General features: G+C 61.8%; 28 protein-coding genes and 2 tRNA genes. 15 read left to right on the top strand and 15 right to left on the bottom strand.

All coding sequences use genetic code 11. The features are described from left to right. Window positions 1–69: 69 nt before the first annotated feature. The 4 genes from ACYJ11_RS13795 to ACYJ11_RS13780 form a co-directional block, all read right to left on the bottom strand. Window positions 70–750, bottom strand: coding sequence for a carbonic anhydrase (locus ACYJ11_RS13795; protein WP_461648183.1), 681 nt, complete (start codon window positions 748–750; stop codon window positions 70–72). Between the two features lie 200 nt (window positions 751–950). Beyond that, window positions 951–1,131, bottom strand: a tRNA-Trp gene (locus ACYJ11_RS13790). A gap of 54 nt (window positions 1,132–1,185) precedes the next feature. After that, window positions 1,186–1,413 carry a DUF5795 family protein gene (locus ACYJ11_RS13785; protein ID WP_050037997.1) on the bottom strand — a complete coding sequence of 76 codons (228 nt, stop codon included), beginning with the start codon at window positions 1,411–1,413 and terminating at the stop codon, window positions 1,186–1,188. Between the two features lie 41 nt (window positions 1,414–1,454). Further along, window positions 1,455–2,342, bottom strand: a complete 888-nt coding sequence (locus ACYJ11_RS13780; RefSeq protein ID WP_461648182.1) for a DUF5794 domain-containing protein — start codon at window positions 2,340–2,342, stop codon at window positions 1,455–1,457. A gap of 413 nt (window positions 2,343–2,755) precedes the next feature. Between ACYJ11_RS13780 and guaB the strand changes: the two genes are divergently transcribed. Continuing rightward, entirely contained in the window at window positions 2,756–4,240 is a 1,485-nt protein-coding gene (guaB, locus tag ACYJ11_RS13775; RefSeq protein ID WP_170096011.1) for an IMP dehydrogenase, read from the top strand. Between the two features lie 204 nt (window positions 4,241–4,444). On the opposite strand, the gene ACYJ11_RS13770 is transcribed toward guaB, so the two are convergent. Continuing rightward, window positions 4,445–4,669: a hypothetical protein gene (locus tag ACYJ11_RS13770; RefSeq protein WP_421642298.1), complete on the bottom strand. Its 225-nt coding sequence runs from the start codon at window positions 4,667–4,669 to the stop codon at window positions 4,445–4,447. 87 nt (window positions 4,670–4,756) lie between these two features. On the opposite strand from ACYJ11_RS13770, the gene ACYJ11_RS13765 reads away from it, so the two are divergent. Further along, window positions 4,757–5,197: a GNAT family N-acetyltransferase gene (locus ACYJ11_RS13765; protein ID WP_461648444.1), complete on the top strand. Its 441-nt coding sequence runs from the start codon at window positions 4,757–4,759 to the stop codon at window positions 5,195–5,197. 135 nt (window positions 5,198–5,332) lie between these two features. Then, window positions 5,333–6,124 (top strand): YihY/virulence factor BrkB family protein, encoded by a 792-nt coding sequence (locus tag ACYJ11_RS13760; RefSeq protein ID WP_461648181.1) that lies wholly within the window; start codon window positions 5,333–5,335, stop codon window positions 6,122–6,124. Between the two features lie 209 nt (window positions 6,125–6,333). On the opposite strand, the gene ACYJ11_RS13755 is transcribed toward ACYJ11_RS13760, so the two are convergent. Continuing rightward, window positions 6,334–6,407: transfer RNA gene (locus ACYJ11_RS13755), tRNA-Lys, on the bottom strand. A 256-nt stretch (window positions 6,408–6,663) separates the two neighbouring features. Here ACYJ11_RS13755 and ACYJ11_RS13750 point away from each other — a divergent pair. Then, window positions 6,664–8,130, top strand: a complete 1,467-nt coding sequence (locus ACYJ11_RS13750) for a DHH family phosphoesterase (RefSeq protein ID WP_005534613.1) — start codon at window positions 6,664–6,666, stop codon at window positions 8,128–8,130. Here the strand turns inward: ACYJ11_RS13750 and ACYJ11_RS13745 are convergent. Further along, window positions 8,127–8,426, bottom strand: a complete 300-nt coding sequence (locus tag ACYJ11_RS13745) for a PRC-barrel domain-containing protein (RefSeq protein WP_005534615.1) — start codon at window positions 8,424–8,426, stop codon at window positions 8,127–8,129. The two genes, ACYJ11_RS13750 and ACYJ11_RS13745, sit on opposite strands and share 4 nt — an antisense overlap. A 203-nt stretch (window positions 8,427–8,629) precedes the next feature. Between ACYJ11_RS13745 and ACYJ11_RS13740 the strand changes: the two genes are divergently transcribed. Next, on the top strand, window positions 8,630–9,085 hold the full coding sequence (locus tag ACYJ11_RS13740; RefSeq protein WP_461648180.1) for a redoxin domain-containing protein: 456 nt from the start codon (window positions 8,630–8,632) through the stop codon (window positions 9,083–9,085). On the opposite strand, the gene ACYJ11_RS13735 is transcribed toward ACYJ11_RS13740, so the two are convergent. Together ACYJ11_RS13735 and ACYJ11_RS13730 are read right to left on the bottom strand one after the other, a co-directional pair. Next, complete coding sequence (locus ACYJ11_RS13735; RefSeq protein WP_461648179.1) at window positions 9,086–9,625, bottom strand: GNAT family N-acetyltransferase; 540 nt, start codon at window positions 9,623–9,625, stop codon at window positions 9,086–9,088. It lies immediately after the preceding gene. A gap of 55 nt (window positions 9,626–9,680) precedes the next feature. Continuing rightward, entirely contained in the window at window positions 9,681–10,199 is a 519-nt protein-coding gene (locus ACYJ11_RS13730) for a GNAT family N-acetyltransferase (protein WP_461648178.1), read from the bottom strand. A 117-nt stretch (window positions 10,200–10,316) separates the two neighbouring features. On the opposite strand from ACYJ11_RS13730, the gene nth reads away from it, so the two are divergent. Further along, window positions 10,317–11,000 carry an endonuclease III gene (gene nth / locus ACYJ11_RS13725; RefSeq protein WP_188976901.1) on the top strand — a complete coding sequence of 228 codons (684 nt, stop codon included), beginning with the start codon at window positions 10,317–10,319 and terminating at the stop codon, window positions 10,998–11,000. Between the two features lie 16 nt (window positions 11,001–11,016). Here the strand turns inward: nth and ACYJ11_RS13720 are convergent, their stop codons facing one another. Beyond that, a complete protein-coding gene (locus tag ACYJ11_RS13720; RefSeq protein ID WP_461648177.1) occupies window positions 11,017–11,523 on the bottom strand; it encodes a universal stress protein in 507 nt (168 codons plus the stop codon). Window positions 11,524–11,613: 90 nt separating this feature from the next. Next, window positions 11,614–12,096 (bottom strand): DUF7321 family protein, encoded by a 483-nt coding sequence (locus tag ACYJ11_RS13715; RefSeq protein ID WP_461648176.1) that lies wholly within the window; start codon window positions 12,094–12,096, stop codon window positions 11,614–11,616. 87 nt (window positions 12,097–12,183) lie between these two features. Between ACYJ11_RS13715 and ACYJ11_RS13710 the strand changes: the two genes are divergently transcribed. The 8 genes from ACYJ11_RS13710 to ACYJ11_RS13675 all read left to right on the top strand — a co-directional run bounded on the left by ACYJ11_RS13710 (window position 12,184) and on the right by ACYJ11_RS13675 (window position 17,382). After that, window positions 12,184–13,107 (top strand): DUF7319 domain-containing protein, encoded by a 924-nt coding sequence (locus ACYJ11_RS13710; protein WP_461648175.1) that lies wholly within the window; start codon window positions 12,184–12,186, stop codon window positions 13,105–13,107. Window positions 13,108–13,171: 64 nt separating this feature from the next. Then, on the top strand, window positions 13,172–13,828 hold the full coding sequence (locus ACYJ11_RS13705) for a halocyanin domain-containing protein (RefSeq protein WP_461648174.1): 657 nt from the start codon (window positions 13,172–13,174) through the stop codon (window positions 13,826–13,828). After that, window positions 13,828–14,247, top strand: coding sequence for a DUF7318 family protein (locus ACYJ11_RS13700; RefSeq protein ID WP_170096000.1), 420 nt, complete (start codon window positions 13,828–13,830; stop codon window positions 14,245–14,247). Before ACYJ11_RS13705 ends, ACYJ11_RS13700 begins: the two co-directional genes overlap by 1 nt. A gap of 1 nt (window position 14,248) precedes the next feature. After that, a complete protein-coding gene (locus ACYJ11_RS13695) occupies window positions 14,249–15,115 on the top strand; it encodes a ubiquinol-cytochrome c reductase iron-sulfur subunit (RefSeq protein ID WP_170095999.1) in 867 nt (288 codons plus the stop codon). 3 nt (window positions 15,116–15,118) lie between these two features. Beyond that, window positions 15,119–15,922 carry a cytochrome b gene (locus ACYJ11_RS13690; protein WP_005534629.1) on the top strand — a complete coding sequence of 268 codons (804 nt, stop codon included), beginning with the start codon at window positions 15,119–15,121 and terminating at the stop codon, window positions 15,920–15,922. Window positions 15,923–15,926: 4 nt separating this feature from the next. After that, entirely contained in the window at window positions 15,927–16,691 is a 765-nt protein-coding gene (locus ACYJ11_RS13685) for a cytochrome bc complex cytochrome b subunit (protein WP_188976893.1), read from the top strand. Window positions 16,692–16,802: 111 nt separating this feature from the next. Then, complete coding sequence (locus tag ACYJ11_RS13680; protein WP_188976891.1) at window positions 16,803–17,102, top strand: DUF7315 family membrane protein; 300 nt, start codon at window positions 16,803–16,805, stop codon at window positions 17,100–17,102. Window positions 17,103–17,112: 10 nt separating this feature from the next. Next, window positions 17,113–17,382 carry a DUF7314 family protein gene (locus ACYJ11_RS13675; RefSeq protein WP_004517812.1) on the top strand — a complete coding sequence of 90 codons (270 nt, stop codon included), beginning with the start codon at window positions 17,113–17,115 and terminating at the stop codon, window positions 17,380–17,382. A 37-nt stretch (window positions 17,383–17,419) separates the two neighbouring features. On the opposite strand, the gene ACYJ11_RS13670 is transcribed toward ACYJ11_RS13675, so the two are convergent. The 4 genes from ACYJ11_RS13670 to ACYJ11_RS13655 all read right to left on the bottom strand — a co-directional run bounded on the left by ACYJ11_RS13670 (window position 17,420) and on the right by ACYJ11_RS13655 (window position 20,335). Beyond that, complete coding sequence (locus ACYJ11_RS13670; protein ID WP_170095997.1) at window positions 17,420–17,596, bottom strand: DUF7317 family protein; 177 nt, start codon at window positions 17,594–17,596, stop codon at window positions 17,420–17,422. Window positions 17,597–17,828: 232 nt separating this feature from the next. Continuing rightward, entirely contained in the window at window positions 17,829–18,290 is a 462-nt protein-coding gene (locus tag ACYJ11_RS13665) for a DUF7313 family protein (protein WP_170095996.1), read from the bottom strand. 41 nt (window positions 18,291–18,331) lie between these two features. Then, window positions 18,332–19,045, bottom strand: coding sequence for an NAD(+)/NADH kinase (locus tag ACYJ11_RS13660; RefSeq protein ID WP_461648173.1), 714 nt, complete (start codon window positions 19,043–19,045; stop codon window positions 18,332–18,334). A gap of 54 nt (window positions 19,046–19,099) precedes the next feature. Continuing rightward, a complete protein-coding gene (locus tag ACYJ11_RS13655; protein ID WP_170095994.1) occupies window positions 19,100–20,335 on the bottom strand; it encodes a digeranylgeranylglycerophospholipid reductase in 1,236 nt (411 codons plus the stop codon). Between the two features lie 111 nt (window positions 20,336–20,446). Here ACYJ11_RS13655 and ACYJ11_RS13650 point away from each other — a divergent pair, with 111 nt between their 5' ends. Continuing rightward, window positions 20,447–21,616 carry a hypothetical protein gene (locus ACYJ11_RS13650; RefSeq protein WP_461648172.1) on the top strand — a complete coding sequence of 390 codons (1,170 nt, stop codon included), beginning with the start codon at window positions 20,447–20,449 and terminating at the stop codon, window positions 21,614–21,616. The last annotated feature ends 48 nt before the right edge of the window (window positions 21,617–21,664 follow it).

Genomic DNA, 21,664 nt, shown 5'->3' with positions numbered 1-21,664 from the left:
CCTTTTAATAGTGGTGGAGACTGTTATCGAACTGAATACGGTCGAACAGCGCGAAAGCCGGTAGCCGGACTAGTACTCCCAGAGGCGGTTGATCCGTGAGTCGATGTCGGGGTGGGCTGCCCTGAGTGCGTGGACATCGGTTTCGCCGTCGACGTTGATGACGTGGACCTCACCCCGTTGCCCCCCGTACACGTCCTGAAAGTCGTAGACGACACCGAACACGTCGACGGTGTCGGGCACGTCGTCGCTGCCTCGGAGGAACTCGACTTGCCTGTCGACGTTGTACTCAACGAGTCGGTTGACGGCTGCCGCCCGCTCGATATCTTCTGGGAGGTGTTCCAGTGCCGGCTCGAGATGGGGCTTGAGAACACTGAGACAGTGATCAATGCCCGCCGGTTCGTCGAGGCCGTCCGTCAGGTCGTCATAGGTTGCCGTCACCGCTCCACAACCGGTGTGGCCGACGACGACGGCAGTTTCGGTCATCGTATGCTCGATCGGGTACAGTACGTCACCGGACACCGCCTCGCCGGATGCGGTCCGCTGAATGACTCGGTTCCCGATATTGCTACAGGTAAAGAGATGCCCCGGCTCGCTGTTGCCCCACATATGGTCCTGGAGCACCCGCGAGTCGGAGCAACAGACCGTGACAGCATCTGGCCTTTGAGAGTTCTGGACGCTGTCGAACCGGTCCCGGAACTCCGCCGCGTGGTCGGCGTTTCCGACAAGTAAATCACGTAATAACTGACTCATGCGTGGGCAGATATCCCCCACGCAGTAAACTCATTGGACTTAGGCAGTGTTGGCGTCCCAACTTGGAACTGGTTTCGAGAATCTATGATTCCGGAATGCGCTGGCTTCGCTGAGAGCGGGTTTTGAAGACAGATATAGATTATTTAGCTGTAATACTACGCGAATATCAATGAATAGACAGGTCTGGAAGGGTAACAGTATGGGGTCGGAGGGATTTGAACCCCCGATCGGCTGATATCTCCGTCCTGCGCCTCGGAACTCCAGAGGGTCATCGTCGCGGACCGGTGATCAGCCGGCCGCTCAGTATATCAGCCCTCGAAGTGTCGTCCCAGGCGCGTGGCCTCTGGAGTCAGCCGCCTTCCCGGACTAGGCCACGACCCCGCACTCCGGCGTAAGCCGACTCGCATTAAAGGGATTTCGATTGGCAGACGGCGCTCAGTCGCGGTCGGTGTCCGACCAGTCGCATTCTTGGCACTTGTATCCAGTGACAAATTCCAGCGCAGAGGGCATGTATCCCACAGAGATGACGTTTTCGCCACACTCAGGGCAGTCGTCATCGGCGTCTTCGATCGGCTCTGCGTCCATGACGTCTTCGCCTTCGATGAGTTCGGCCAGGCTCTCGGGGGTCTGCATCCGACCCTGGACCACGCGATTATCGCTCATACCGGACAGCCGAGCCTGAGAGGCCTAAAAGTTCTCCCTCGTCACAGCCACGGGGCGCGCTCTTGGTCAGGCTCGTACTCGACAGCGGCCCCTTCGTCGGTCTGCTCGTCGGCGGCGACGCCCTGGGACGCGCCGCCGTCGGCGAAGGCGGCGGTGAGGTCAACGGCGTCGGGTCGGTATTCCGTGTGACGCGTCCGGGCGTTCTCCGGATCGAACGACAGCAGTGCCGTGACGGCCAGCACGGCCAGCGCCACCGGCGCGTCGGTCGGCATCACGCCGAGGACAGAGAGGGCGAGGACACCGAGCGCGACAGCACTCCCGAAGCGGAAGCGGTCGATGTCGACGGCATTGCGGAGCCATGGACTCGCCAAAGCGACGGCGAGGGCGAAGCCGATACCGACGCCGGTGGTGGCGGCCGCGCGGAGCAGGACACCGGGTTCGATAGCGGTGACCAGCTTTGCGCCGGCGGGGTCGAGGCTCGCCAGTAGGCCGAGTCCGACGATGACGGCCGGCCGCGGCAGGTACTCGCCGATTCGGGCGCTTGCAGTCTGTGCGGCGATCGCGAGGATGACGAGGCCGGCGAAGCGTTCGAGGGTCCCCAGTTTGACGATCCCCGCGATCGTCGGGGCAAGGGCCGCTTCGACGAGCGCGATCGGCATCAGGACGGCCCCAATGATGAGTACCGCGCGCGCCTGCCGTCGGGGACCGCCTTCGAGTTCGGCTAACACGACGGCGACAGTGGCCGACCCGCCGAAGACGAGCAAACCCACTTCGAGGACGCCCATCCAGGTCGAGAGTGCCCCTGCGAGGACGAGCACCGGGAAGATGCCGTCGACAAGGGGGAGGCCCATGACGGTCGCCAGCAGCCGACCACCGCGGCCGACCTGCTGCTCAATGTCGAGTGCAATCGGGTGTCTAGAGATACTCATGTCGTGTTACGGTCGAGCGTAACCCAACTCCCGTCGGGAAGTTCTCACTCGGTCCTGACGCACACGACAGGCCTGCCAGAACTTGTTACCGAACCACGCGAACGTTGTGTTGCCCGACGCTGTGGACGTCATCTGACGGGCAGTACCGTTCCGTGCGGGTTCGGTGAGTCGCATGTTCATAATTATCCTTCATTCGCACATAACCGTTGCGTGAGAACTGCGCACATACGCCACCGCTTTTCCGGAATGCCCCGCTGTTTGTGGACGAATGTCTCACCTTCGGGACCAGGGCGTGACAAATGAGAGATCGATGGTGGATTTCTGGAAGGGGCTGCCGGGGACAGGTGTGGCATCGAACCCCACGTAGCACCGAGTCTCGCAACGTTTTTGCCGGACCGTCGTGGACGATTTACATGGCGAACGATTCCGAGCCTTTCTCAGAGAAGCTCCGAGTGCCGGAGGCGCTGACGTTCGACGATGTGCTCCTCAGACCCAAGGAGTCACGCGTCGAACCAGACGAAGCAGATACCACAACACGGGTTTCGAAGTCGGTCGAACTAACCGTCCCTGTTGTCTCCGCGGCGATGGACACCGTCACCGAGAGCGATATGGCGATCGCGATGGCGCGGCAGGGTGGTATCGGCGTCCTCCACCGCAACATGAACGCCGACCAGATGGCGACAGAGATCGAGCGGGTCAAACGCGCCGACGAACTCATCATCCGCGACGTCGTGACGGCCAGCCCGAACCAGACCGTTCGAGAGGTCGATGAGATGATGGAACGCGAGGGTGTCTCCGGCGCACCGGTTGTCGGTGACGACAACGACGAAGTGCTGGGCATCATCTCCGGGACGGATATCCGCCCGTATCTAGAGGTCGGTGAGGACGACGCCGTCACGGATGCGATGACCGACGAAGTCGTCACCGCACCCGAGGACGTGACCCCCCGCGAAGCGCTAGAATTGATGTACGACCACAAGATCGAGCGCGTCCCGATAGTCGACGACGAGAACCGACTCGTCGGGCTGGTCACGATGCAGGGCATCCTCCAGCGCCGCGAGTACGACCAGGCCGCCCGCGCGGACGACGGCTCGCTCCGCTGTGGTGCCGCCGTCGGTCCCTTCGAGATGGACCGCGCACAGGTCGCCGACGACGCCGGTGCTGACATCCTGTTCATCGACTGTGCGCACGCCCACAACGCGAACGTCATCGAGAGCGCCCGCGAGATCAAGGCCGAAGTAGACGCCGACGTCGTCGTCGGCAACATCGGGACCCGAGAAGCCGCCGAAGCCGTCGTTGACTTCGCCGACGGCGTCAAGGTCGGCATCGGTCCCGGCTCCATCTGTACCACCCGTGTGGTCACCGGTGCTGGGATGCCACAGATCACCGCCGTCGCGCAGGTCGCCGACGTGGCGAGCCAGCACGACGTGCCGGTCATCGCTGACGGCGGGATCCGCTACTCCGGCGACGCCATCAAGGCCATCGCCGCGGGTGCGGACGCGGTGATGCTCGGCTCCTACTTCGCCGGGACAGACGAGGCTCCGGGCCGCGTCATCACGATGAACGGCAAGAAGTACAAGCAGTACCGCGGGATGGGCAGCGTCGGCGCGATGAACGAGGGCGGCGGCGAGCGCTACCTCAAGGACGACGAGGAGGGCGAGGAGTTCGTCCCTGAGGGTGTCGAAGCCGCGACGCCGTACAAGGGCTCGCTGGCCTCCGAACTCCACCAGCTCGTCGGCGGGATGCAGTCCGGGATGGGCTATGTCGGGGCCGAGACGATTCCCGAGTTCAAGCAGCGCGCCGAGTTCGTGCGGGTCTCCGCGGCCGGACAGCAGGAAAGCCATCCACACGACGTGATGATTACGGACGAAGCGCCCAACTACAGCCCCGACAGCTAACGCTGACAACCGGAGTGGACGCAGAAAGCCGCAGCCGATTATAAGTCGGTTTCGCAGGCCGGACTACACGCCTCTTTCTGTGCTGCATTCGCGTCGGGATACGCTTTGAACGACTCACCACAGCTCGCACACTCGAACGTATCGAAGTCGGACATAGCGGCCAACTGTACTCGCGCCGCGGAAAAAATCATTTCGGGACGCCGGTCAGTCGTAGTAGTCTTCGTCAAGCGGCAGCTCCGTCCCGGACGACGTGACTTTGTCGACGGTCGCCTCCAGACGGAGTGTCTCGCTGCACTCGGGGCAGATAACCGCCACGTCGACCTGTAGAGCGTCATCGGCGTCGTAGATTCCCAGAACCTCCGCATCAGAGGCGTACAGATACTCCGCCGACAGTTCGTGCTCGTGGTCGCGAGCGTAGTCGTACGTCATGCATGCCCGCTACACCCGGGTCTGTGTTGATGGTTTCGGCGATTCTCAGTGACAGCACATACAGGGGACCCGCTCGAAGCGACGGCCATGAGCAACGTGGAAGTCGATGTCGGTTCCTGGGATGCGTTCCGAGACGCGGCAACCGCCGTTCGAAAAGCAGTGTTCGTCGAGGAACAGGGCGTCTCCGAGGATGAGGAACTCGATGGAAATGACTCGGACGCCGTTCAGTTTCTGGCCCGTGACGACGAGTATCCCGTTGGGACTGCTCGGCTCCGGTTCCCCGAGCCCACGGTCGGCAAGGTCGAGCGAGTCGCGGTCCGTGAGCCCTACCGAGGGGATGGCATCGGCGTGGCGCTGATGCAGGCCGTCGAAGCTGCCGCTCGTGACGATGGTGCAACCGAACTTAAACTCCACGCACAGTCCCACGTCGAGCCGTTTTACGAACAACTCGGCTACGAAACGGTCAGCGATGAATTCGAGGAAGCCGGCATCCCACACGTCAAGATGCGAAAACAGCTGGACGGCTGAACTGACTCCACAGTGACCAGCGGGCCGTGTGCCCCCCGAAGACGGGTACGACACCGTGGCCGACCAGTATAGCCGGCTCCCCTCGTGAGCTGTCTCAGTGTAAACACGTTTCACTGCGTCCGCCCTGTTGGAGGTATGAGGCGACGAGCCGAGTGGGTCGCAAGCGCGAAGGCAGTCGCCAGCATCGCCTACGAGAGCGACATCAGATACATCGCGACATCGCTGGCGTACTACGCCTTCATCTCGCTCATGCCGGTGCTGTTGCTCGTCTTCATTGTCTTCGGCCGGCAAGTCGCCGGCACGATTTCCGCCTCGGAGGCGCAGTTCCTCACACCCGAAACGCAGCAACTGGTGTACGATGGATTGACGACCGCGTCAGGACGGACTGCGGCGACAGTCCTCTCCGTGGTCGTCCTTGCGTGGAGCGGTGCCAACGTCGCCGTCGGCTTCCTGACCGTCGTTGAGCGTATCGAGGCGGTGGCGGACCAACCCCTCGCGAGACAGGTGTACGATGGTGTGACCGTCCTCGCGACGCTCTCGGCCACGATTCTCGTGATTATCGGCCAGAGCGTGTTTCTGGCCCTCTTGGCGACCGGTCCGTTAAGTATCCTCGCCGGGTTTGGCTTCCTGTTTGTCGCTCTAACCGTGACGCTGTTGCCCCTGTACTTCGTCCCGTCGCGAGTCGTGAATACGCCTCAAGACGCCCTTCCGGGTGCGATAACGACCGCTATCGGTTGGACGGTTCTCCACGCGGCGATACAGTTTTTCGTCGCGAACGCCGGACAATACGCGATTTACGGGGTCCTCAGCGGCCTCATCCTCATCCTCACAACCACGTACGTCGCCGCGATTGTCCTGATGATCGGCGTCGTGGTCAACGCGGTACTCGCTACCGACACTGACAACCTATACGACGTGAGTGGTTGAGGCTGGGAGGCCGAACTGCAGTACAACTCACTGAAGCGCCTGTCGGCAGCGTTGTTCTCAGTTACCGTTCTTTGGCTGATGGCCTTGATAGACAGAAGCGATTTCACCCACGGTCGGACATGCTCGCTTCGCTACGCGAGCACTCCTTGCTTCAAACCTCTTCTTATCGGATTCGCGCCGCTCACGGTTTTATTCGCGGCGCAAGAATACGGGCCGGAAGGGATTTGAACCCTCGACCGACGGCTTAAGAGGCCGTCGCTCTGCCAGACTGAGCTACCGGCCCAGTGCACTCATTTCTCTGGACGGCCCGGTAAAATAGGTTTTCATTCGGACGCCTCGTGTCGGTCGGTCTCACGTTTCGTGCACACAATAGTCGGCTAGCGGCAATTGGACCTCGGCACGAGGGCCGGCGGGCGCGACTGTGACCGTTCTGGACGACGTTTGACGGCTTCTCAGACCTCCCTGTCAGGAGAGCGTTCCCAGTTGTTGGTGAAATAGCTGGCATTAAAGAGGCTTGACGCCAAGCGATACAGACACTAATGAGTACAGCCAGCGGCATCACGATGGCCTCTATGTCGACCTACGCCATCCTCGGGTGTGGGAGTGTTGGCCACGCCGTGGCGGAAGAACTCGTCGAGGAGGGGAAAGACGTCCTCATCCTCGACGCGGACGAGGGGCGAGTGGAGGCGCTCCGTGACCAGGACCTCAACGCACAGCAGGCAGACATCTGCGAGACTGACGTCGCCCAGACGGTTGCCGACCGCGACGTGGTTCTCATCATGTCTCCGGACGTGAACGCCAACGCCGAGGCGGTGCAGAACATCCGCGAGTCCGGCGGCGAGCAGTTCATCGTCGCCCGCGCCGACGACCCGGTGTCCGCCGACGACCTCACGGAACTCGGTGCAGACGTGGTTATCAATCCCTCCGCGGTCATCGCGGATTCGGCACTTCGAGCGCTGGAAACTGGTGAACTGGAGTACAAGGCTTCCCAGCTCGGAGACGTCATCGACGGGACCGAGGAACGCATGGCGATACTCATCCACCGGTCGCCGGACCCCGATTCCATCGCCTCGGCGGCCGCATTGCGGGCCATCGCTGCGAGCCGTGACGTAGAAGCAGATATCATCTACGAGGGCGAGATCGGGCACCAAGAGAACCGTGCGTTCGTCAATCTCCTCGGCATCGAACTGACTTCGAACGAGGATGTCGACCTCGACGAGTACGACACGTTCGCGCTGGTGGACGTTGCCAAGGGCGGCGAACCGGCTATCGACTCGGTCGACATCGTCGTCGATCACTACGAGCACGAACACGAACTGGAACACGACGCCGCCTTTTCCGATATCCGGCCCAACATCTCGGCCACGTCGACGATTCTAACGAAGTACATTCAGGAACTCGATCTCAATCTCGACCAGAGCGTCGCCACGGCGCTGCTGTACGGCATCCGTGCCGAGACGCTGGATTTCAAACGGGACACGACGCCGGCAGACCTGACCGCCGCGGCGTATCTGTACCCGTTCGCCGACCACGACACGCTCGAACAGGTCGAATCGCCGTCGATGAGTCCGGAAACGCTTGACGTGCTCGCCGAGGCGATCCGGAACCGAGAGGTTCAGGGGAGCCACCTCGTCTCCAACGCCGGGTTCATCCGGGATCGCGACGCCTTAGCGCAGGCAGCCCAGCACCTCCTCAATCTGGAGGGGATTACGACCACAGCGGTGTTCGCCATCGCTGACGACACCATCTACCTCGCTGCCCGTTCGAAGGACATCCGGATGAACATCGGCAAGGTGCTGTCGGACGCGTTCGGCGGGATGGGGGAGACAGCAGGTCACTCCACCGACGCTAGCGTCGAGATACCGCTGGGCATCTTCACCGGCCTCGATACGAGCGACGACAACAGAGATACACTGCTGGAACTCACTGAAGAAGCGGTCAAACGGAAACTGTTCGAAGCAATGGGCGTTGACAGTTCCAGTAGCGAGAGTTCGAACGGAAACTAGGCGGGGACTTCTTCTTCTTCGTCGCCGGCCTCGGGCTGGCGGAGCCGTTCGACGATATCGCTGACGATGACGATATCGCCGACAGCCTGAACCCACCGGTACGGAATGATGACGCCTCGCGATGCGTTCACTTCTTCGTCAAACAGTTCTGTGTTAAGCTGGTGGAGTGCCAGCCCTGTCACTTCCTTTCGGTCGAGTTCCAGCCGAAGGTCTTCGACTTCGCCGACGAACACGCCGTTTTTCGAATACACCTCGCGACCCACGAGGGCTGTAATCTCCTGTGGCAGATTCTCCATTCCCATACGACGGTGGTTGGTCGGACGGCTTATAAAGCTTCTTTGCGACTGAAACGTCTCCGGCTCGGGGGAGCAAATGCTACGAGATGCCCCCGGACAATGACTGCTGGCCTTACTCTGATTCCGCTGCCGGCGTACCCGCACAGGAAGCAGTCGTCTATCTGGGTCGCGGGACTTTTGTCCCGCTCCCCCGTTCGCTCAGTATGCTCTCTCCCGGTGACCCTGCCCCGGATTTCGACCTACAAGGGACCGCTGACGGGGGTGTCGGTGCCTATCGGCTGTCGGCTGCGACAAACCACGCGCCGGCAGTCGTGGCGTTCGTTCCCGGCGACGGCCCCGAGTCGCAGGCCGTCCTCAGTGCACTGGCCGACGCAGACTGGGCGAGCGTATCGGATGCCGTGGCCGTCCTTGGTGTTCTCCCGGCAGATATTGACGACTGCCGGTCGCTCGCAGCGGCGCTGTCGCTTCCATACCCGTTGCTGGCCGACACCCACGGCGTCGCGACGCAGTTCGGCGTCAGAAAACAGGACGGGAGCGTCCAGCGAGCGGCGTTCGTCGTCGACCAGCGATGTCGGGTTCGGGGGGCGACTGTGTTCGACGAGACCGACGGGACCGCGCCATCCCTCGACGAAGTTCTGCGTGGTCTCGCCGAATTGTAGCTACTCACCGCGGTCCAGTTCGTCCTCTAGCAGACCGTAGATGTGTACGTCTTCGTAGCGGCCGTCGCGGAACCAGTGGTCCCGGAATGTCCCCTCTCGCTGGAACCCCGTCTTTTCGAGCACGCGCTGTGATCCTTCGTTGCCGGCGAAGACCTTCGCGTACACCCGATGGAACCGGCGCTCTCGAAAGGCGTACTCGGTGATCGTCCGGGCGGCGTCGGTCGCGTAGCCGTTGCCCCACGCGTCCGGCGTGAGCCAGTAGCCGAGTTCGGCCATCCCTATCCGGTCCGTAACGTCGTTCAGCCCGATGATCCCGACTGCCTCGCCGTCGACGCAGACGAGCAGATGCACGTCGTCGGTCTCGCCGCTGGCGACGGATTCGACCCACTCGCGCTCAGCCTCCTCGGAGATCGGCTCTGTGGCTGAGAGACCGTGTCTGACATCCGGGTCGTTGATTGTCTCTTGCAGGAACGACACGTCTTCGACTTCGACCGTTCGGAGCGTTACTGTCTCGCCCCGGAGGAATGCTGGTCCAGGCATATACAGACCGACGAAGGGGTACTGAAAGAAGCTTCGGAAGGTGTGTGAGAGGATTTCAAGGAGACCACTCATCAGCGAGCAGGCCGAACTCCAGTAGGTCGACGTACTCGCCGTCGACGAACGCGTGGTCGCGGCGTCGCCCTTCCTGCTGGAATCCGACTTTTTCAAGCACACGTGCGGAGGCCGAGTTGGTGGCGTAGCAGTCCGCGCCGAGTTTGTTCAGTCGCAGTTCCTGAAACGCATACTGTGCGAGACAGTCGACGGCATCGGTCGCGTAGTCGTTGCCCCAGTGATCCGGACAGATCGAGTACCCGAGCACACCAAATCCCCACGGATGGTGGGCCTCGTGAAGCATGCACGTCCCCACCGGCTCATCGTCCACACAGACGACAAAGTGCGTGTCGGCATCGCGGTTATCGAGGTCGTCGGCGGCAGGCCCGGAAAGCGGCTCGCTGAAACCGATATTGTGCCGGACCTGCGGCTCGTTTAAGAGCCGCTGTAACAGGTCGCTATCGGTTGCTTGCTGCGGGTGGAGTGTCACCCGTTCGCCGTGGATGAACACTGGTCCTGACATAGGTGAAACCAGTCGCAACTGACACAAGGCTGTTGTCGTAGTCTGTGAGGAGATACCATGCAAATACTGGGCAGTAGAAAACGACACGGAAAAGGGAACTCAGTACTGTCCTGCGGTATGGGAACGCCGCTGGAGTCACGTGAGGAACAGGCAACGGAGGTCGTCGACCGACTGCACGAGGAATACCCCGACTCGGCGATTTCACTGAACTACAGCAACCGTCTGGAACTGCTGATTGCCGTCGTCCTCTCGGCACAGTGTACTGACGAGCGAGTCAACGAGGTCACGGCGGACCTGTTCGAGAAGTACCAGAGCGCCGAAGACTACGCCGAAGCCACCGAGGAGGAACTCGCCGAGGACATCTACGGCATCACGTTCCACAACAACAAGGGCGGCTATCTTCAGGGAATCGGTGAAATTCTGACCGGTGAACACGACGGCGAGGTGCCCGATACGATGTCGGCGCTGACCGACCTCCCGGGTGTCGGCCGCAAGACGGCGAACGTCGTCCTCCAGCACGGCCACGATGTCGTCGAAGGGATCGTCGTGGACACACACGTCCAGCGGCTCTCGCGGCGACTGGGGCTTACTGAGAAAGAGCGTCCGGAGGCTATCGAGCAGGATCTGCTGGACGTGGTGCCAGAAGGCGAGTGGCAGCAGTTCACCCACCTGCTCATCGACCACGGGAGAGCCGTGTGCGGTGCGCGGTCGGCCGACTGCGAGGCGTGCGTGCTCGCGGACATCTGTCCTTCCGAGAAAGGAGACAGCGACGTCGACCTCGCCAGCGGCGAGGCGTGGTAGCCCCGCACAGAGCGGCTCAGTCTTTGTCGTCACCGAGGCGTGCAGTGAGCACGGGCACGTCCGACGTCCGAACGACTTTTTCTGCGACGCTGCCGAGCAGATACCGCTCGATGCCCGTTCGACCGTGAGTCCCCATGACGATGAGGTCGATGTCGTTCTCGTCGGCGTAGTCAAGGATCGCGCTGTGTGGGGGGCCGCGTTCGATAGCGGTGACGGTATCGACTCCGTCGGCCTCGTCTGCCGCCGAGTCGACGATGGCCTGCGCGCGCTCCTGTAGCGATGAGTCGATGTTGTGCTCTTCGCCGACCATCCCCGGCTCAGATTCATCGTGTTCCTCCGCAGTCATGCCGGTCGTTGCTCCCTCCGGACCAGCGGCGGTCATGCCGATATGCGGCGACGACGTATCGAGGACAGTCATGATGTGTAACGTCGCGTTGTGCGTTTCGGCGAGATTGCATGCATGTTCCAGCGCGGCTGCTGCTCCGTCACTACCGTCCGTCGGAAAGAGAATGTGTTCGTACATTGGAACCACAGCTAGCGATGGACATGCAATGCTAATGAAACATCTAGTCTGTTCGCAAAAGCCGAGAATCAGGACCGCTATCGACAGCGCTCACGCCACGTACCGGAGGGCGTACCGAGCGACGCCGACCAGATACGCCAGCAGCCAGAAGATGACGTAGCCGAACACGCCGATACGGAGCCGCGAGCGCCAGTGGCTGAACGTCTCATCGCCGATTTCGTCCAGTAACAGATCCTCGTCGTACTCGTTGTAGAGGTCGTGTTCCCGCTTCGCCCGGAATATCCGGACGATGCCCGTTCCGCCGAAGGCAAGCAGCGCGTACGCTTGGAGGCCGAGCATCGCGTGGACAGCGGATAGGCCACCGAGCTGGTCTGGGAGCCGTGGGACCATCCAGAACACCATCGGGACGGTGGTCAACACCAACCCCGTCGTGACGAACTTCAGATGATGCACGAGCACGTCCCAGGTGACCGGCTCCGTCTCGATGATGTAGTACGCGCCGTACAGGAAACAGGGGAGGCTGAGACTCACCGACAGTAACGCGACTGTGGCCACGAGGCCGTCCGACACCATGGGCCGACCTAGGGACAGTGCTCGCTAAAGACTGCCGGATGCAGAAGGTCAGAACTTGTAAGCCGTCGCGGTCCGTACACCCGAGCAATGGCCGACCCGGACTCGACGTCTCCCACGGAGGACGAGCGCGGGAACACCCCTGCGGACGCGGTAGCTGCCGAAACCGAGCCCGGCGAACACGGGGCTGAGGGCGACGGCGGTGAGACCGCCGGTGCTGGCGAGTCGGGCGATGACGGTGAGTCGGATGAGGAGCTTGATACGGAGGCGCTCCGGAAGCAAGTAGAAGAGAAGTACGACTTCGACAACTTCGGTCCGGCGGACATGGCCGAGATGACCGCCGAGGAATGGGACGTTGCCTTCGACGAGGACTCTTGGATCACCGGCGACGAACTCCTTGACCGGGTCACGCGGGACCTCCGAAATCGCGTCGCAAGCCGCGACGTGTTCGCCCGTATCGAACGCCATCGGGATCCGCCGCGGGTGCTTGCGTACTCCGACGAAGGCTACGCGGTCGTCTACCCAGACGGAAGCCTCGAAGGAGAGGGAACCGTCATGCGTGACGTAAAGCCCACGGTCGCGCTGTGTTCGATGGATTCCTACGACGTGCCCGAAGACGTTCCCGACAGGCCTCTCCCCCAGCCGGAGGAGGTCCCCGAGGGCGGCGGCGAACTCGGGAACTGGATGCTACAGGCGATTGCCGGGGCACAGTTCCTTGCTGGGATTGCCCTGCTCGGAGGTGCGGTTCTTGCGACCGCCGGCGTCATCGGCAACAGGGGGACCAGCATTGCACTGCTGGTCGTGGCTGGCGTCGCCTTCATCGGCGTGTCGCTCGTCCTCTTTTTCACCGTCGCAAACGCGAGGCTCTCAGACACGTTCCGCTCTGAGGAGTACCGGGACAGACTGCGGGCCATCGGGCTTGAGGATGGCGAGCGACCGGAGTTCGTTCCGGAGCTCAGCCCGCAGAATTCGGGGTCTGAAGCGGGGGCTGGCGAAACTGACGAAGCCGGGTAATGACGGTTCCTGCGGGTGGTATTCGGTGGGTTTATACAAACTCAGTCCTGATTCCAGAGTGTATATGAACAGACGGGAGTTCGTCCGGACAGCAGGGGGGGCCGCCGGTGCTGCGGCGACCCTCAGTGCCACCGGCGCAGCCGCCGCACAGGAGGAAGGCGGTGGCGGTGGCGAAACCGTCCCGGACTACGGCGGTTTCCTGGATCAGGTCAGTAACTTCGACGGGTCAACCGCTGACGCGACCGGACAGGATACAGCAACTGTCGAGGTCGGCGTGAAGGCCAACGGAGGTGCCTTCGGGTTCGGTCCGCCCGCTATCCACGTCGACAACGGCGCAACCGTCCAGTGGAAGTGGACAGGCAACGGCGGCGGCCACAACGTCGTCTCGAAGGGCGACGGACCACTGGACTCCGGCAGCTCGACTTCCAGTGCCGGCGTCAACTACGAACACACCTTCGAGGAAGACGGCATCTATCCCTACTACTGTGCGCCCCACCAAGGGCTCAACATGAAGGGTGCTGTCGTTGTCGGCGAGGAGTATGCGACGCAGACAATCGGCGGCGGCGGCCCCGTCGAGGTCGCTCCCCACGAAGCTGGCGTCCCGATACAGCCACACTACGTCGGGTTCGGCGCTGGACTCGCAGTCATCATCCCGCTTATCTTCACCTTTTTCCAGCTGAAGTACGGCGAGTCGCCCCACACTAGCGGAGGGAACAACTGATGGCATCCGAAGGCTCCACCTACGGTGACATCCACCGATACGAACCGCCGCGCGAGAGCACAGCAGCGGCCGTCGGCATCGTACTCCTGACAATTATCCAGGTTGGCCTTGTCGGACTCTTCACCTACGGCATGATCGCCGGGTGGGCGTCCGGCATCGGCACGTCGCTGACGCTGCGGCTCATCGAGGCCAATATGTTCATGGGCGGCGTGTTGACGGCGATCTTCATCGACCTGGCGTTCATCATGCTGCTGTACCGCAAGGAGTTCCTCCCCGACGTGATGATCGTCAAGAAGCGCCGTCGCAAATGGGAGGACCTCTACATCCGTCAGGAAGACGTCGACGGAACGACGGTGGCGGACGGCGACAAGCTCGCAGAGACATTCAAACGCGCAGTGTACCCATACTACAAGAAATAATATGCCACTTGATGAAGACAAATACCCGGCTGAAACAGGCCGTCGCCGCTTCGTAAAGGGCGTCGTCGGAAGTGCGGCACTCTCCGGCGTTGGTGTCGGTGGTGCAGCAGCCGTCGACGCGACGACAGACGCCGCTGGCGAAGGTGGCGGGACGACCCCGTTCGTTGCCGTCGAGAACATCGGCGGACCGGCCCCGCGGGGGATGCCGATCATTCCTATCGAGATTAACGGTGGCGAGATCAGCGGGCACTGGCCGGAATACGACGAGGAAGCCGGTGCGGCCGTTGCACCGGACTTCGGTGGAAGCGGTATCGACTACACCTCCCAGTGGTTCCAGTACTGCGGTATCCAGAGCAGTGAGGCTGTCTACCCGCAATCGGACCGGAACAGCACATTCCTCAACGACACTGGGTCCTTCTCTTGGCAGGGTGAGTACGAGTCCGGTAAACCAGTCACAGTCGATATGTTCACCGACTACGAGGACTGGGGCAACGGCATCGGCGACTCCGGCCTCGGGAAGCCAGCAAGTGTCGCTTGGCGGACCAACAGCGAGGGAAGCGATGGGGTTCCGGTGCAGATCATCAGGTCACCTGAGGTTGAGAAGATGGCCAACGGCGAGGGCGAGTACGCGGAGCTTCCCGGAAGCGTCCAGTCGTTCATTTCCGAGGCGACAGATCAGGGCTTCATCGCCTGGCTGAACAAGTGCACGCACTTCTGCTGTGTGCCAGGGTTCAAAACGCAGAGCGGGAGCGCCAACTTCGGTGCGGCCAACGACATCTACTGTCAGTGCCACCAGTCCGTGTACGACCCGTTCAGCCCTGTGCAAGCGACGTTCGTGGCGCTGCCACGCCCACCACTGACGGAGTAACCAATGAGTCTCGAACGCAAAGACGAACACGACCACAAAGGCTGGATGGAATCGCGCGAGCTGACGCCGGTAGAATCGGTGTACCTGACCGTGCTTATCTGGCTCGATCGGCGGCTGCGCGTCGTTGACTATCTGGAGATCCTCGAAGATCTCTACTACAAGGTCAACATGCAGATGCCGAAGAGCCACACGGAACAGTACAACCTCGACAACAAGTTCTGGTACTGGTACCCACTGTACGCACTCGGGTCGTTCTCGACAGTTGCGTACATCGTTGCTGCGATATCAGGCGCGCTGCTGGGCTTCTACTACGCTCCGGCCGCCGCGGCTGCTGATGGGTCGCCCACGGTCGCATACGATTCAGTGATGCTCATCATGGGCCAGCTCAACCTCGGCTACTTCCTGCGCTCGGTCCACCGCTGGGCCGCGCAGATCATGGTTGCTGCCGTGTTCCTCCACATGCTCCGTGTGTACTTCACCGGCGCATACAAGGAGCCGCGCGAGCTGAACTGGCTCATCGGCATCGTCCTGATTTCGCTGACGCTGGTGTTCGGATACACCGGCTATCTGCTGCCGTGGAGCCAGCTCTCGTTCTGGGCCGGCCAGATCGGCGTTGAAATGTCCCTCTCCATCCCACTTATCGGTGAGTGGGTCGCACAGCTGATGTTCGGCGGGTTCACACTCTCGCAGGCAACACTCCAGCGGATGTATATCCTGCACGTGTTCTTCCTGCCGTTCATCACGACTGCCATCATCGCGGTCCACATCGGCATCGTCTGGATGCAGGGGATCGCTGAACCACACTAATACTATGAGCGACAACGACACAGACGACGTTCGCACGGACGGTTCCGGCACCGGTATCGTCTCGCCGGACGACGAGACCCCCGCATGGTCCGAACGCAAAGAGCGGACCCAGGGGCTCTCCCGGCTGACGTACGAGTACTTCGAGCGGGCGCGCCGCGAGGATCAGGACCTTCGCCAGCAGTCGGACTACGTCGAGCGTGACGTGCTCGCGTTCCCGGCCTGGCCCCACGAGATGATGCGCAACATCGCGCTCACCTCCTTTTTCGTCGGGATGATCCTGTTCGTAGCGGCGACACTCCCGCCGGAGATGCCGAATCCGGCGAACTCCAGCGTGACGCCGGCGATTATCCTGCCGGACTGGTATCTCTACTGGTCCTTCGGCCTGCTCAAGCTCGGCCCGCTGAACCCCGACCTGAGCATCCTCGGCGGTTCGAAGCTCATGGCTGACCGAACCTACGGTGTGCTGGCAAACGTCGTGGTCGTCGGCTTCGTTGCCATCGTCCCCTTCCTGAACAAGGGGTCCGCCCGCCGTCCCGTCGAGCAGCCGTTCTGGGCCGCCGTCGGGATGTCCGGCGTCATCTTCAGCCTGACCATCGCGGCGCTGTCGATCAAGAACCTCGCCCCGATAGCTCCCCACCTGCTGTTCGACCTGACGTTCCTCGTCCCCATCATCAGTGCGACGATTACCTACGCGGTGCTCAAGACGATGCGCGAGGGCTACATGTTCGACCTCAACCGTCGGTACTACCGGCTACGACCGCCGAAGTAACCCCGGTCAGTACTTTTCTCCGTCGTTTCTCACGTTCTCTGCTCGTGGCTGTCGCAAGCGGTGGCGACTCGTCTCGCCGCAGTAAAGTGGCTCCCGTCCCTACTAGTACCGATGACAGAGGACCAGTCAGCGGGGACTGAAGACGGTTCGGATCGGCGGGACGTTGTGGTGCCGCTGCGCGTGTACAAGGCCGTGACAGTGTTTTCGACGCTGTTTGCGGTCGTCAGCGTCGTCGCCGGCTTCATCCTCGTCGACGTGGCGACACAGCGGGCGTCAGCGCCCGCCTCGGAGATCGATGTGCCGGTCGGCATCGCCGGAATCGCGTGCATCCTCGCTGGCACAGTCGTCTATGCGTTTTCGACACGGTTCCGGACCGAGGAAATGGGAAAGTCTAAAGACGACGCTACCTAACGTTCGGATAATGGCTGACGAGTTCATGAAGGGGTTCGCGTGCCTCATGGTCGGCGGACTGGGTTGGATGACCATCAAAGGATGGTACAACACGCCGAGTTTCGAGGGGGCACAGCTCACGGGCGAACTTACTATCGAGGAACCGACCACGTTCGACCAGATCGCCCTGTTCATGGGCGACGCGTTCTTTTGGTTCGCGGTGCTGGGCGCACTGACTTTCTGGGTCGTGCTCCCGCTGATCAGTGAATTCCAGGCGTATCTCAACGAGCGGTCGGCGTAAGTACGCAGTAGCCTTTTTCACGGGACCGACGCCGAACTCAGTTCGGAGTCTGGTCGACTGGCGCAACGTCTTCGTCACGCACCTGAATGCCGCGCGAGCGAAGCGCCGTAGCGAATTTTGTTGGTGACACCCCGCCGTACGTCGCCGCCTCTTCGAGTGTGAGTGTTTCCCCGCGATACAGTGTCAGCGCCGTTGTGAGGGACCTGTGTGACATTTTGGTCTACATCGATACCCATGCAGCGGTGGTATTAAACTATTTCGCCCAATACTAGACCAAACTGTCGATAATAGTGTTCAGAAGTAAACGATGGCCCAATCAAATAGCATAGAACTATACAGACGAACGATCTAGCCTGGCAAGTAGTTACCGACCGCATATACGAGGCTACCGATAAGCGCGGCTGCTGAATTGTCGCACTCGAAATCCGCAAAAGGAGAAACCGTGTTTAGACGATGGCGCTCCAGGGACCCTTGATGACCCAGAACAGGCTCTGGTAGCCCGCGTACATGAACACTACGAGGGCGGCGACGATGGCTCCCTTCGGCCGTTCGAGCGGAATGTCACGGCGCGCCTCGACTTTCCGGGACTCGAACTCGAAGAAGTCGGTGATGACTGCACCGAGTACGAGTACAGACAGGACCATCCCACCGTGGTGGTGGAGCGTCATGTAGAAGAACGACAGCACGATCAGCGCGATGTTGGTGAACGTGTGTGCCGGGTGGCGGCTGATCGCGTCCGCGCCACCGTTTTCGTACTGCTTGACGTGGCTTCTGTGGGCGAGCTGCCGCGTGAGGAAGTTGACGATTACCACTCCGAAAATGATGTACTCAATGAGGAACGAACCGCCGACTGTGGGGTTCCCCAGAATGGTATCCAGTGGCCCAAAGAGCGTTACGGATGGCTGCATATCCAAAGATCTGTCCACCGTCCATTAGTGTCTTTCCAATCTCACTCGAATCTGGACTGGCTCTTGTCGACGACAGCGGTCCGAACAGGGGACCCGAGCGAGATCGTGATACGCTCCTGATAGCTAACGGGGCGCGAGATCCGGTCATCAACAAGTAATTCCACAGTCGCCTCGTCGCGCTCAATCGAAGCACTGAGTCCGTCGACGGGCAACACCCAGTGATCCGGGTCGGTTGCAAACGGCGCGATCGGTGCTACCACCGCCTGGTCTGACGGTGCCAGAATCGGGCCGCCGACACGGTGGGCGTAGCCCGGTGAGCCAGCGGCCGTCGCAATTACGACACCGTCGGCCCGGAACTGTCCGATGCGGTCAGCCGTCGATGCAATAGTGAACTCGGAGATGCGGGCCGCGTCGGCAGTGACGAGAGTCACGTCCCAGAATGCCTGTTCGACCGTCTCGTCAGGCATTGTCACGTGGAGGACCGGATGCGTCTCAATCCGGGCATCAGCGAGTCCCGACACAGCGGCGACGGCGTCGTCGCGTGGCACTGACCGGACGCCGCGACCCGCCGCGACCGGTAACACGAGCGGGTCACCTTCGACCCGTGCCACGGCGGCGACGGCGTCCTCGCCGACGGCGACGACCCGGTCAGTATCCGGAACAGCGCCGTCACTACCCCGCTCAACAGCTATGCCGGCGTCTCGAAGCACGTCTGCCAGGGCGTCGTCACCGACCACACCAACGGGGGTTCCCATCACCTGAAACTCCGGGCCGGCGGAAAAAAACCTGCCGCACTTCGCGCGATCAGTTCAAATATCGAGGCGACGGCGGGCGTATTCGACGAGAATCGGCATATCAGAGAGGTGAGTAAGTTTCGCAATCGCCCGCCGGTCGCCGCCGTTGATCTGCCTGAGGGTATCCTGGCCGGTGCTTCGGAGATCGGCCATTAGCTGATCGTATCGCTCGTTCGGGGCGAGATACAGCAGTTCCGTCATCATCAGGCGGGCGTTGTGTTTCGGGGCTACCTCGCTGTGCCAGAGCTGATCGTAAACAGAGAGGTTCTCCGCCGACGTATCGGGTTCGTCGGGCTTGAGCGCCGAATCGGCTGTCGCGGCTGCGGCGCGGGCCGATTTCATCCCTTTGTGGATCCCCTCTCCCCACAGCGGGTCGACAGTCGGAACGGTGTCGCCGATAGCCATGAAGTTGTCCGTGCTCATCGAATCGGGTGGCTGGATGTGGGCCGATCCGCGGTGGGCCTGTGTGCCCTCAATGCGCTCGGCGTCGTCGAACCTGGGGTCCGAATCGAGCCAGTACTCCAGATAGTCGTCGATTCCCATCCCGTCTTTAGCGTACTTCTGGTGGGAGCCGTTCTGGATGTAACAGAGACCGACCTTCGCCGTATCTTCACCGGTGTGGAAAATCCAGGAGTAGCCGCCCGGGGCGAGGTCGTGATCGAGGCGGAGCATCATCGCGTCCCTGAGGTCGGCGTAGTCGTCATGGTTGACTTCCACGCCCTCGAACTCGTACTCGACGCCGATGGCCTGGTGGTCCCGCTGGAGGTTACACACGTCGAGTTTCTTCGCCAGCGGCGCGGCAGGGCCGGTGGCGTCGATGACGATGTCTGCGTACACCTCTTCGTCGCCGTCGTAGCGGACGCCGACGATCTCACCGTTCTCCATGATCGGCGCCGAGACGCGGGAGTCAAAGCGGTAGGTCGCGCCCTTATCCCGGCCCTCAGAGACGAGCCACTGTTTGAACTCCGCGAACTCCAAGACCGCGCCGGTCTGACTGCGGACGTAATGGTCGTTGGGGGACTCAAGCACGACGTTGTCTGTGTAGTTCATCACCACGTCATCAGGAATCGCAAAGCCCGTCATCGCCGACATAAACGTCCCGGCGGTAGACTTGTTGCTCTGACGCGGGAACCCGTCTTCGGGCTCGCTTTCGAGAACGAGCACCTCGTAGTTTCGCTCCGCTAGATCACGGGCACACTGCGCCCCGGCAGGGCCGGCTCCGGCTATTACCACGTCAAAGCGCTCGCGCATGGTTGTGGGTATTCCCTGTCAGTAATCAGTCTTTCCGAATATACCGAGGGCGTTCTCGAAAGGGTAAAGACGGCCCCACTACCATGACGGGAACACCCGGGGCGACATACAATGGTTCTCAAGACAGGCGCGGGCGTGCTCGCGGATAGACGGCGGCTTCCCACGGCAGTACGGGCAGTGCTGGGATACTACGCGGACACCGGTGTGTTCGACGCCGGCAGCCTCTCGTTGAAGTCCGAGATCGACGAGCGGACAGAGTCGATGGTCGCCGACGTAACCGACCGCATTGAGGATGCCCTCGAAGACGAGTTCGGCCGTCCGGTCGAGTTCTCCTATGACACGAAGCTCATCCTGCCTGCACAGCTGACGCTCGGCTACGTCTACCGCAACGCCCGTCAGCAGGCACCCGGTGACCCCGTTATCGATACTATCGCCGACGGCGTCCCGACGGTCGACGAGACGGCACTGGAAAAGGGGCCTGCACAGGACCTCGCACCCCGCGAGATGGTCGTCCGCGCCGAGCAGATGACTCGCCTCTCCATCGAGGCACTCATCGATGGCGACATGCGCGACGCCATCAACGACGACGAGTTCGAAGATTTCGAGGTCGACTTTGACGTGAGCGAAGCTGACCGTCGTCGCGTCGCCGAGGTCGCCCAGTCCGCGCTGCAGTCCCATCTCGACGGCCTGTTGGAGGACATGCCGCCTGTTGTCGAGAACGCCTATCAGTGGGCCGTCGACTACAGCGAGGCCCATCAGGACCGCGACGACTACTTCCGGGAGCTGATGACCGCGGCCGAGGACGGCGACGCCGATGCCCTGACCGATATCCGCGAGGCGTACAAGTTCGCCGAGTACGACGAGGAGCCGGCGACCCTCACCGAGACAGAGAAGGAACTCCCCTACAGCAAGACCCAGTACGCTCGCGTGGGCGTCCTCTACGACGGAATGCTTGATCTCTACCGACTCGCTGGCCTCGACATCGACGACGAGTTCGCGAAGGCCATCGTCCTCGCCATCATCGGCGCACAGGTGTGGCTCGACGACGTGGACGACTACAAGGACGACCGCGCGGAGGGACAACTGACGCCCGTCACCGCCGAGTACCTGCTCGCGCCCGACGACGAAGCCGCCTATCGGCGCGTCGTCGACGTGACCGAACAGTACCTCGATCTCGCGAAGTCCTACGCCACGGCCGCCGACTCGCCGCTGACCGGCGTCGCTGTCGAGTACATCTACCGCTCCGGCGACCCGGATGTCCTGCCCGGGAAGCCTGAGTAAGCACACGAGCGATACCGGTCGAGCGCCAGAGTTTATATCCCACCGCCC

The organism is Haloarcula sp. H-GB5 (genome assembly GCF_054850705.1).
This window is presented reverse-complemented; position numbering and strand designations above follow the sequence as displayed.

Bases quoted from the DNA above. Each gene is read 5' to 3' on its own strand.
- ACYJ11_RS13795 (WP_461648183.1), bottom strand. From the start codon at position 750: ATGAGTCAGTTATTACGTGATTTACTTGTCGGAAACGCCGACCACGCG.
- ACYJ11_RS13785 (WP_050037997.1), bottom strand. From the start codon at position 1,413: ATGAGCGATAATCGCGTGGTCCAGGGTCGGATGCAGACCCCCGAGAGC.
- ACYJ11_RS13780 (WP_461648182.1), bottom strand. From the start codon at position 2,342: ATGAGTATCTCTAGACACCCGATTGCACTCGACATTGAGCAGCAGGTC.
- guaB (WP_170096011.1), top strand. From the start codon at position 2,756: ATGGCGAACGATTCCGAGCCTTTCTCAGAGAAGCTCCGAGTGCCGGAG.
- ACYJ11_RS13770 (WP_421642298.1), bottom strand. From the start codon at position 4,669: ATGACGTACGACTACGCTCGCGACCACGAGCACGAACTGTCGGCGGAG.
- ACYJ11_RS13765 (WP_461648444.1), top strand. From the start codon at position 4,757: ATGAGCAACGTGGAAGTCGATGTCGGTTCCTGGGATGCGTTCCGAGAC.
- ACYJ11_RS13760 (WP_461648181.1), top strand. From the start codon at position 5,333: ATGAGGCGACGAGCCGAGTGGGTCGCAAGCGCGAAGGCAGTCGCCAGC.
- ACYJ11_RS13750 (WP_005534613.1), top strand. From the start codon at position 6,664: ATGAGTACAGCCAGCGGCATCACGATGGCCTCTATGTCGACCTACGCC.
- ACYJ11_RS13745 (WP_005534615.1), bottom strand. From the start codon at position 8,426: ATGGAGAATCTGCCACAGGAGATTACAGCCCTCGTGGGTCGCGAGGTG.
- ACYJ11_RS13740 (WP_461648180.1), top strand. From the start codon at position 8,630: ATGCTCTCTCCCGGTGACCCTGCCCCGGATTTCGACCTACAAGGGACC.
- ACYJ11_RS13735 (WP_461648179.1), bottom strand. From the start codon at position 9,625: ATGCCTGGACCAGCATTCCTCCGGGGCGAGACAGTAACGCTCCGAACG.
- ACYJ11_RS13730 (WP_461648178.1), bottom strand. From the start codon at position 10,199: ATGTCAGGACCAGTGTTCATCCACGGCGAACGGGTGACACTCCACCCG.
- nth (WP_188976901.1), top strand. From the start codon at position 10,317: ATGGGAACGCCGCTGGAGTCACGTGAGGAACAGGCAACGGAGGTCGTC.
- ACYJ11_RS13720 (WP_461648177.1), bottom strand. From the start codon at position 11,523: ATGTACGAACACATTCTCTTTCCGACGGACGGTAGTGACGGAGCAGCA.
- ACYJ11_RS13715 (WP_461648176.1), bottom strand. From the start codon at position 12,096: ATGGTGTCGGACGGCCTCGTGGCCACAGTCGCGTTACTGTCGGTGAGT.
- ACYJ11_RS13710 (WP_461648175.1), top strand. From the start codon at position 12,184: ATGGCCGACCCGGACTCGACGTCTCCCACGGAGGACGAGCGCGGGAAC.
- ACYJ11_RS13705 (WP_461648174.1), top strand. From the start codon at position 13,172: ATGAACAGACGGGAGTTCGTCCGGACAGCAGGGGGGGCCGCCGGTGCT.
- ACYJ11_RS13700 (WP_170096000.1), top strand. From the start codon at position 13,828: ATGGCATCCGAAGGCTCCACCTACGGTGACATCCACCGATACGAACCG.
- ACYJ11_RS13695 (WP_170095999.1), top strand. From the start codon at position 14,249: ATGCCACTTGATGAAGACAAATACCCGGCTGAAACAGGCCGTCGCCGC.
- ACYJ11_RS13690 (WP_005534629.1), top strand. From the start codon at position 15,119: ATGAGTCTCGAACGCAAAGACGAACACGACCACAAAGGCTGGATGGAA.
- ACYJ11_RS13685 (WP_188976893.1), top strand. From the start codon at position 15,927: ATGAGCGACAACGACACAGACGACGTTCGCACGGACGGTTCCGGCACC.
- ACYJ11_RS13680 (WP_188976891.1), top strand. From the start codon at position 16,803: ATGACAGAGGACCAGTCAGCGGGGACTGAAGACGGTTCGGATCGGCGG.
- ACYJ11_RS13675 (WP_004517812.1), top strand. From the start codon at position 17,113: ATGGCTGACGAGTTCATGAAGGGGTTCGCGTGCCTCATGGTCGGCGGA.
- ACYJ11_RS13670 (WP_170095997.1), bottom strand. From the start codon at position 17,596: ATGTCACACAGGTCCCTCACAACGGCGCTGACACTGTATCGCGGGGAA.
- ACYJ11_RS13665 (WP_170095996.1), bottom strand. From the start codon at position 18,290: ATGCAGCCATCCGTAACGCTCTTTGGGCCACTGGATACCATTCTGGGG.
- ACYJ11_RS13660 (WP_461648173.1), bottom strand. From the start codon at position 19,045: ATGGGAACCCCCGTTGGTGTGGTCGGTGACGACGCCCTGGCAGACGTG.
- ACYJ11_RS13655 (WP_170095994.1), bottom strand. From the start codon at position 20,335: ATGCGCGAGCGCTTTGACGTGGTAATAGCCGGAGCCGGCCCTGCCGGG.
- ACYJ11_RS13650 (WP_461648172.1), top strand. From the start codon at position 20,447: ATGGTTCTCAAGACAGGCGCGGGCGTGCTCGCGGATAGACGGCGGCTT.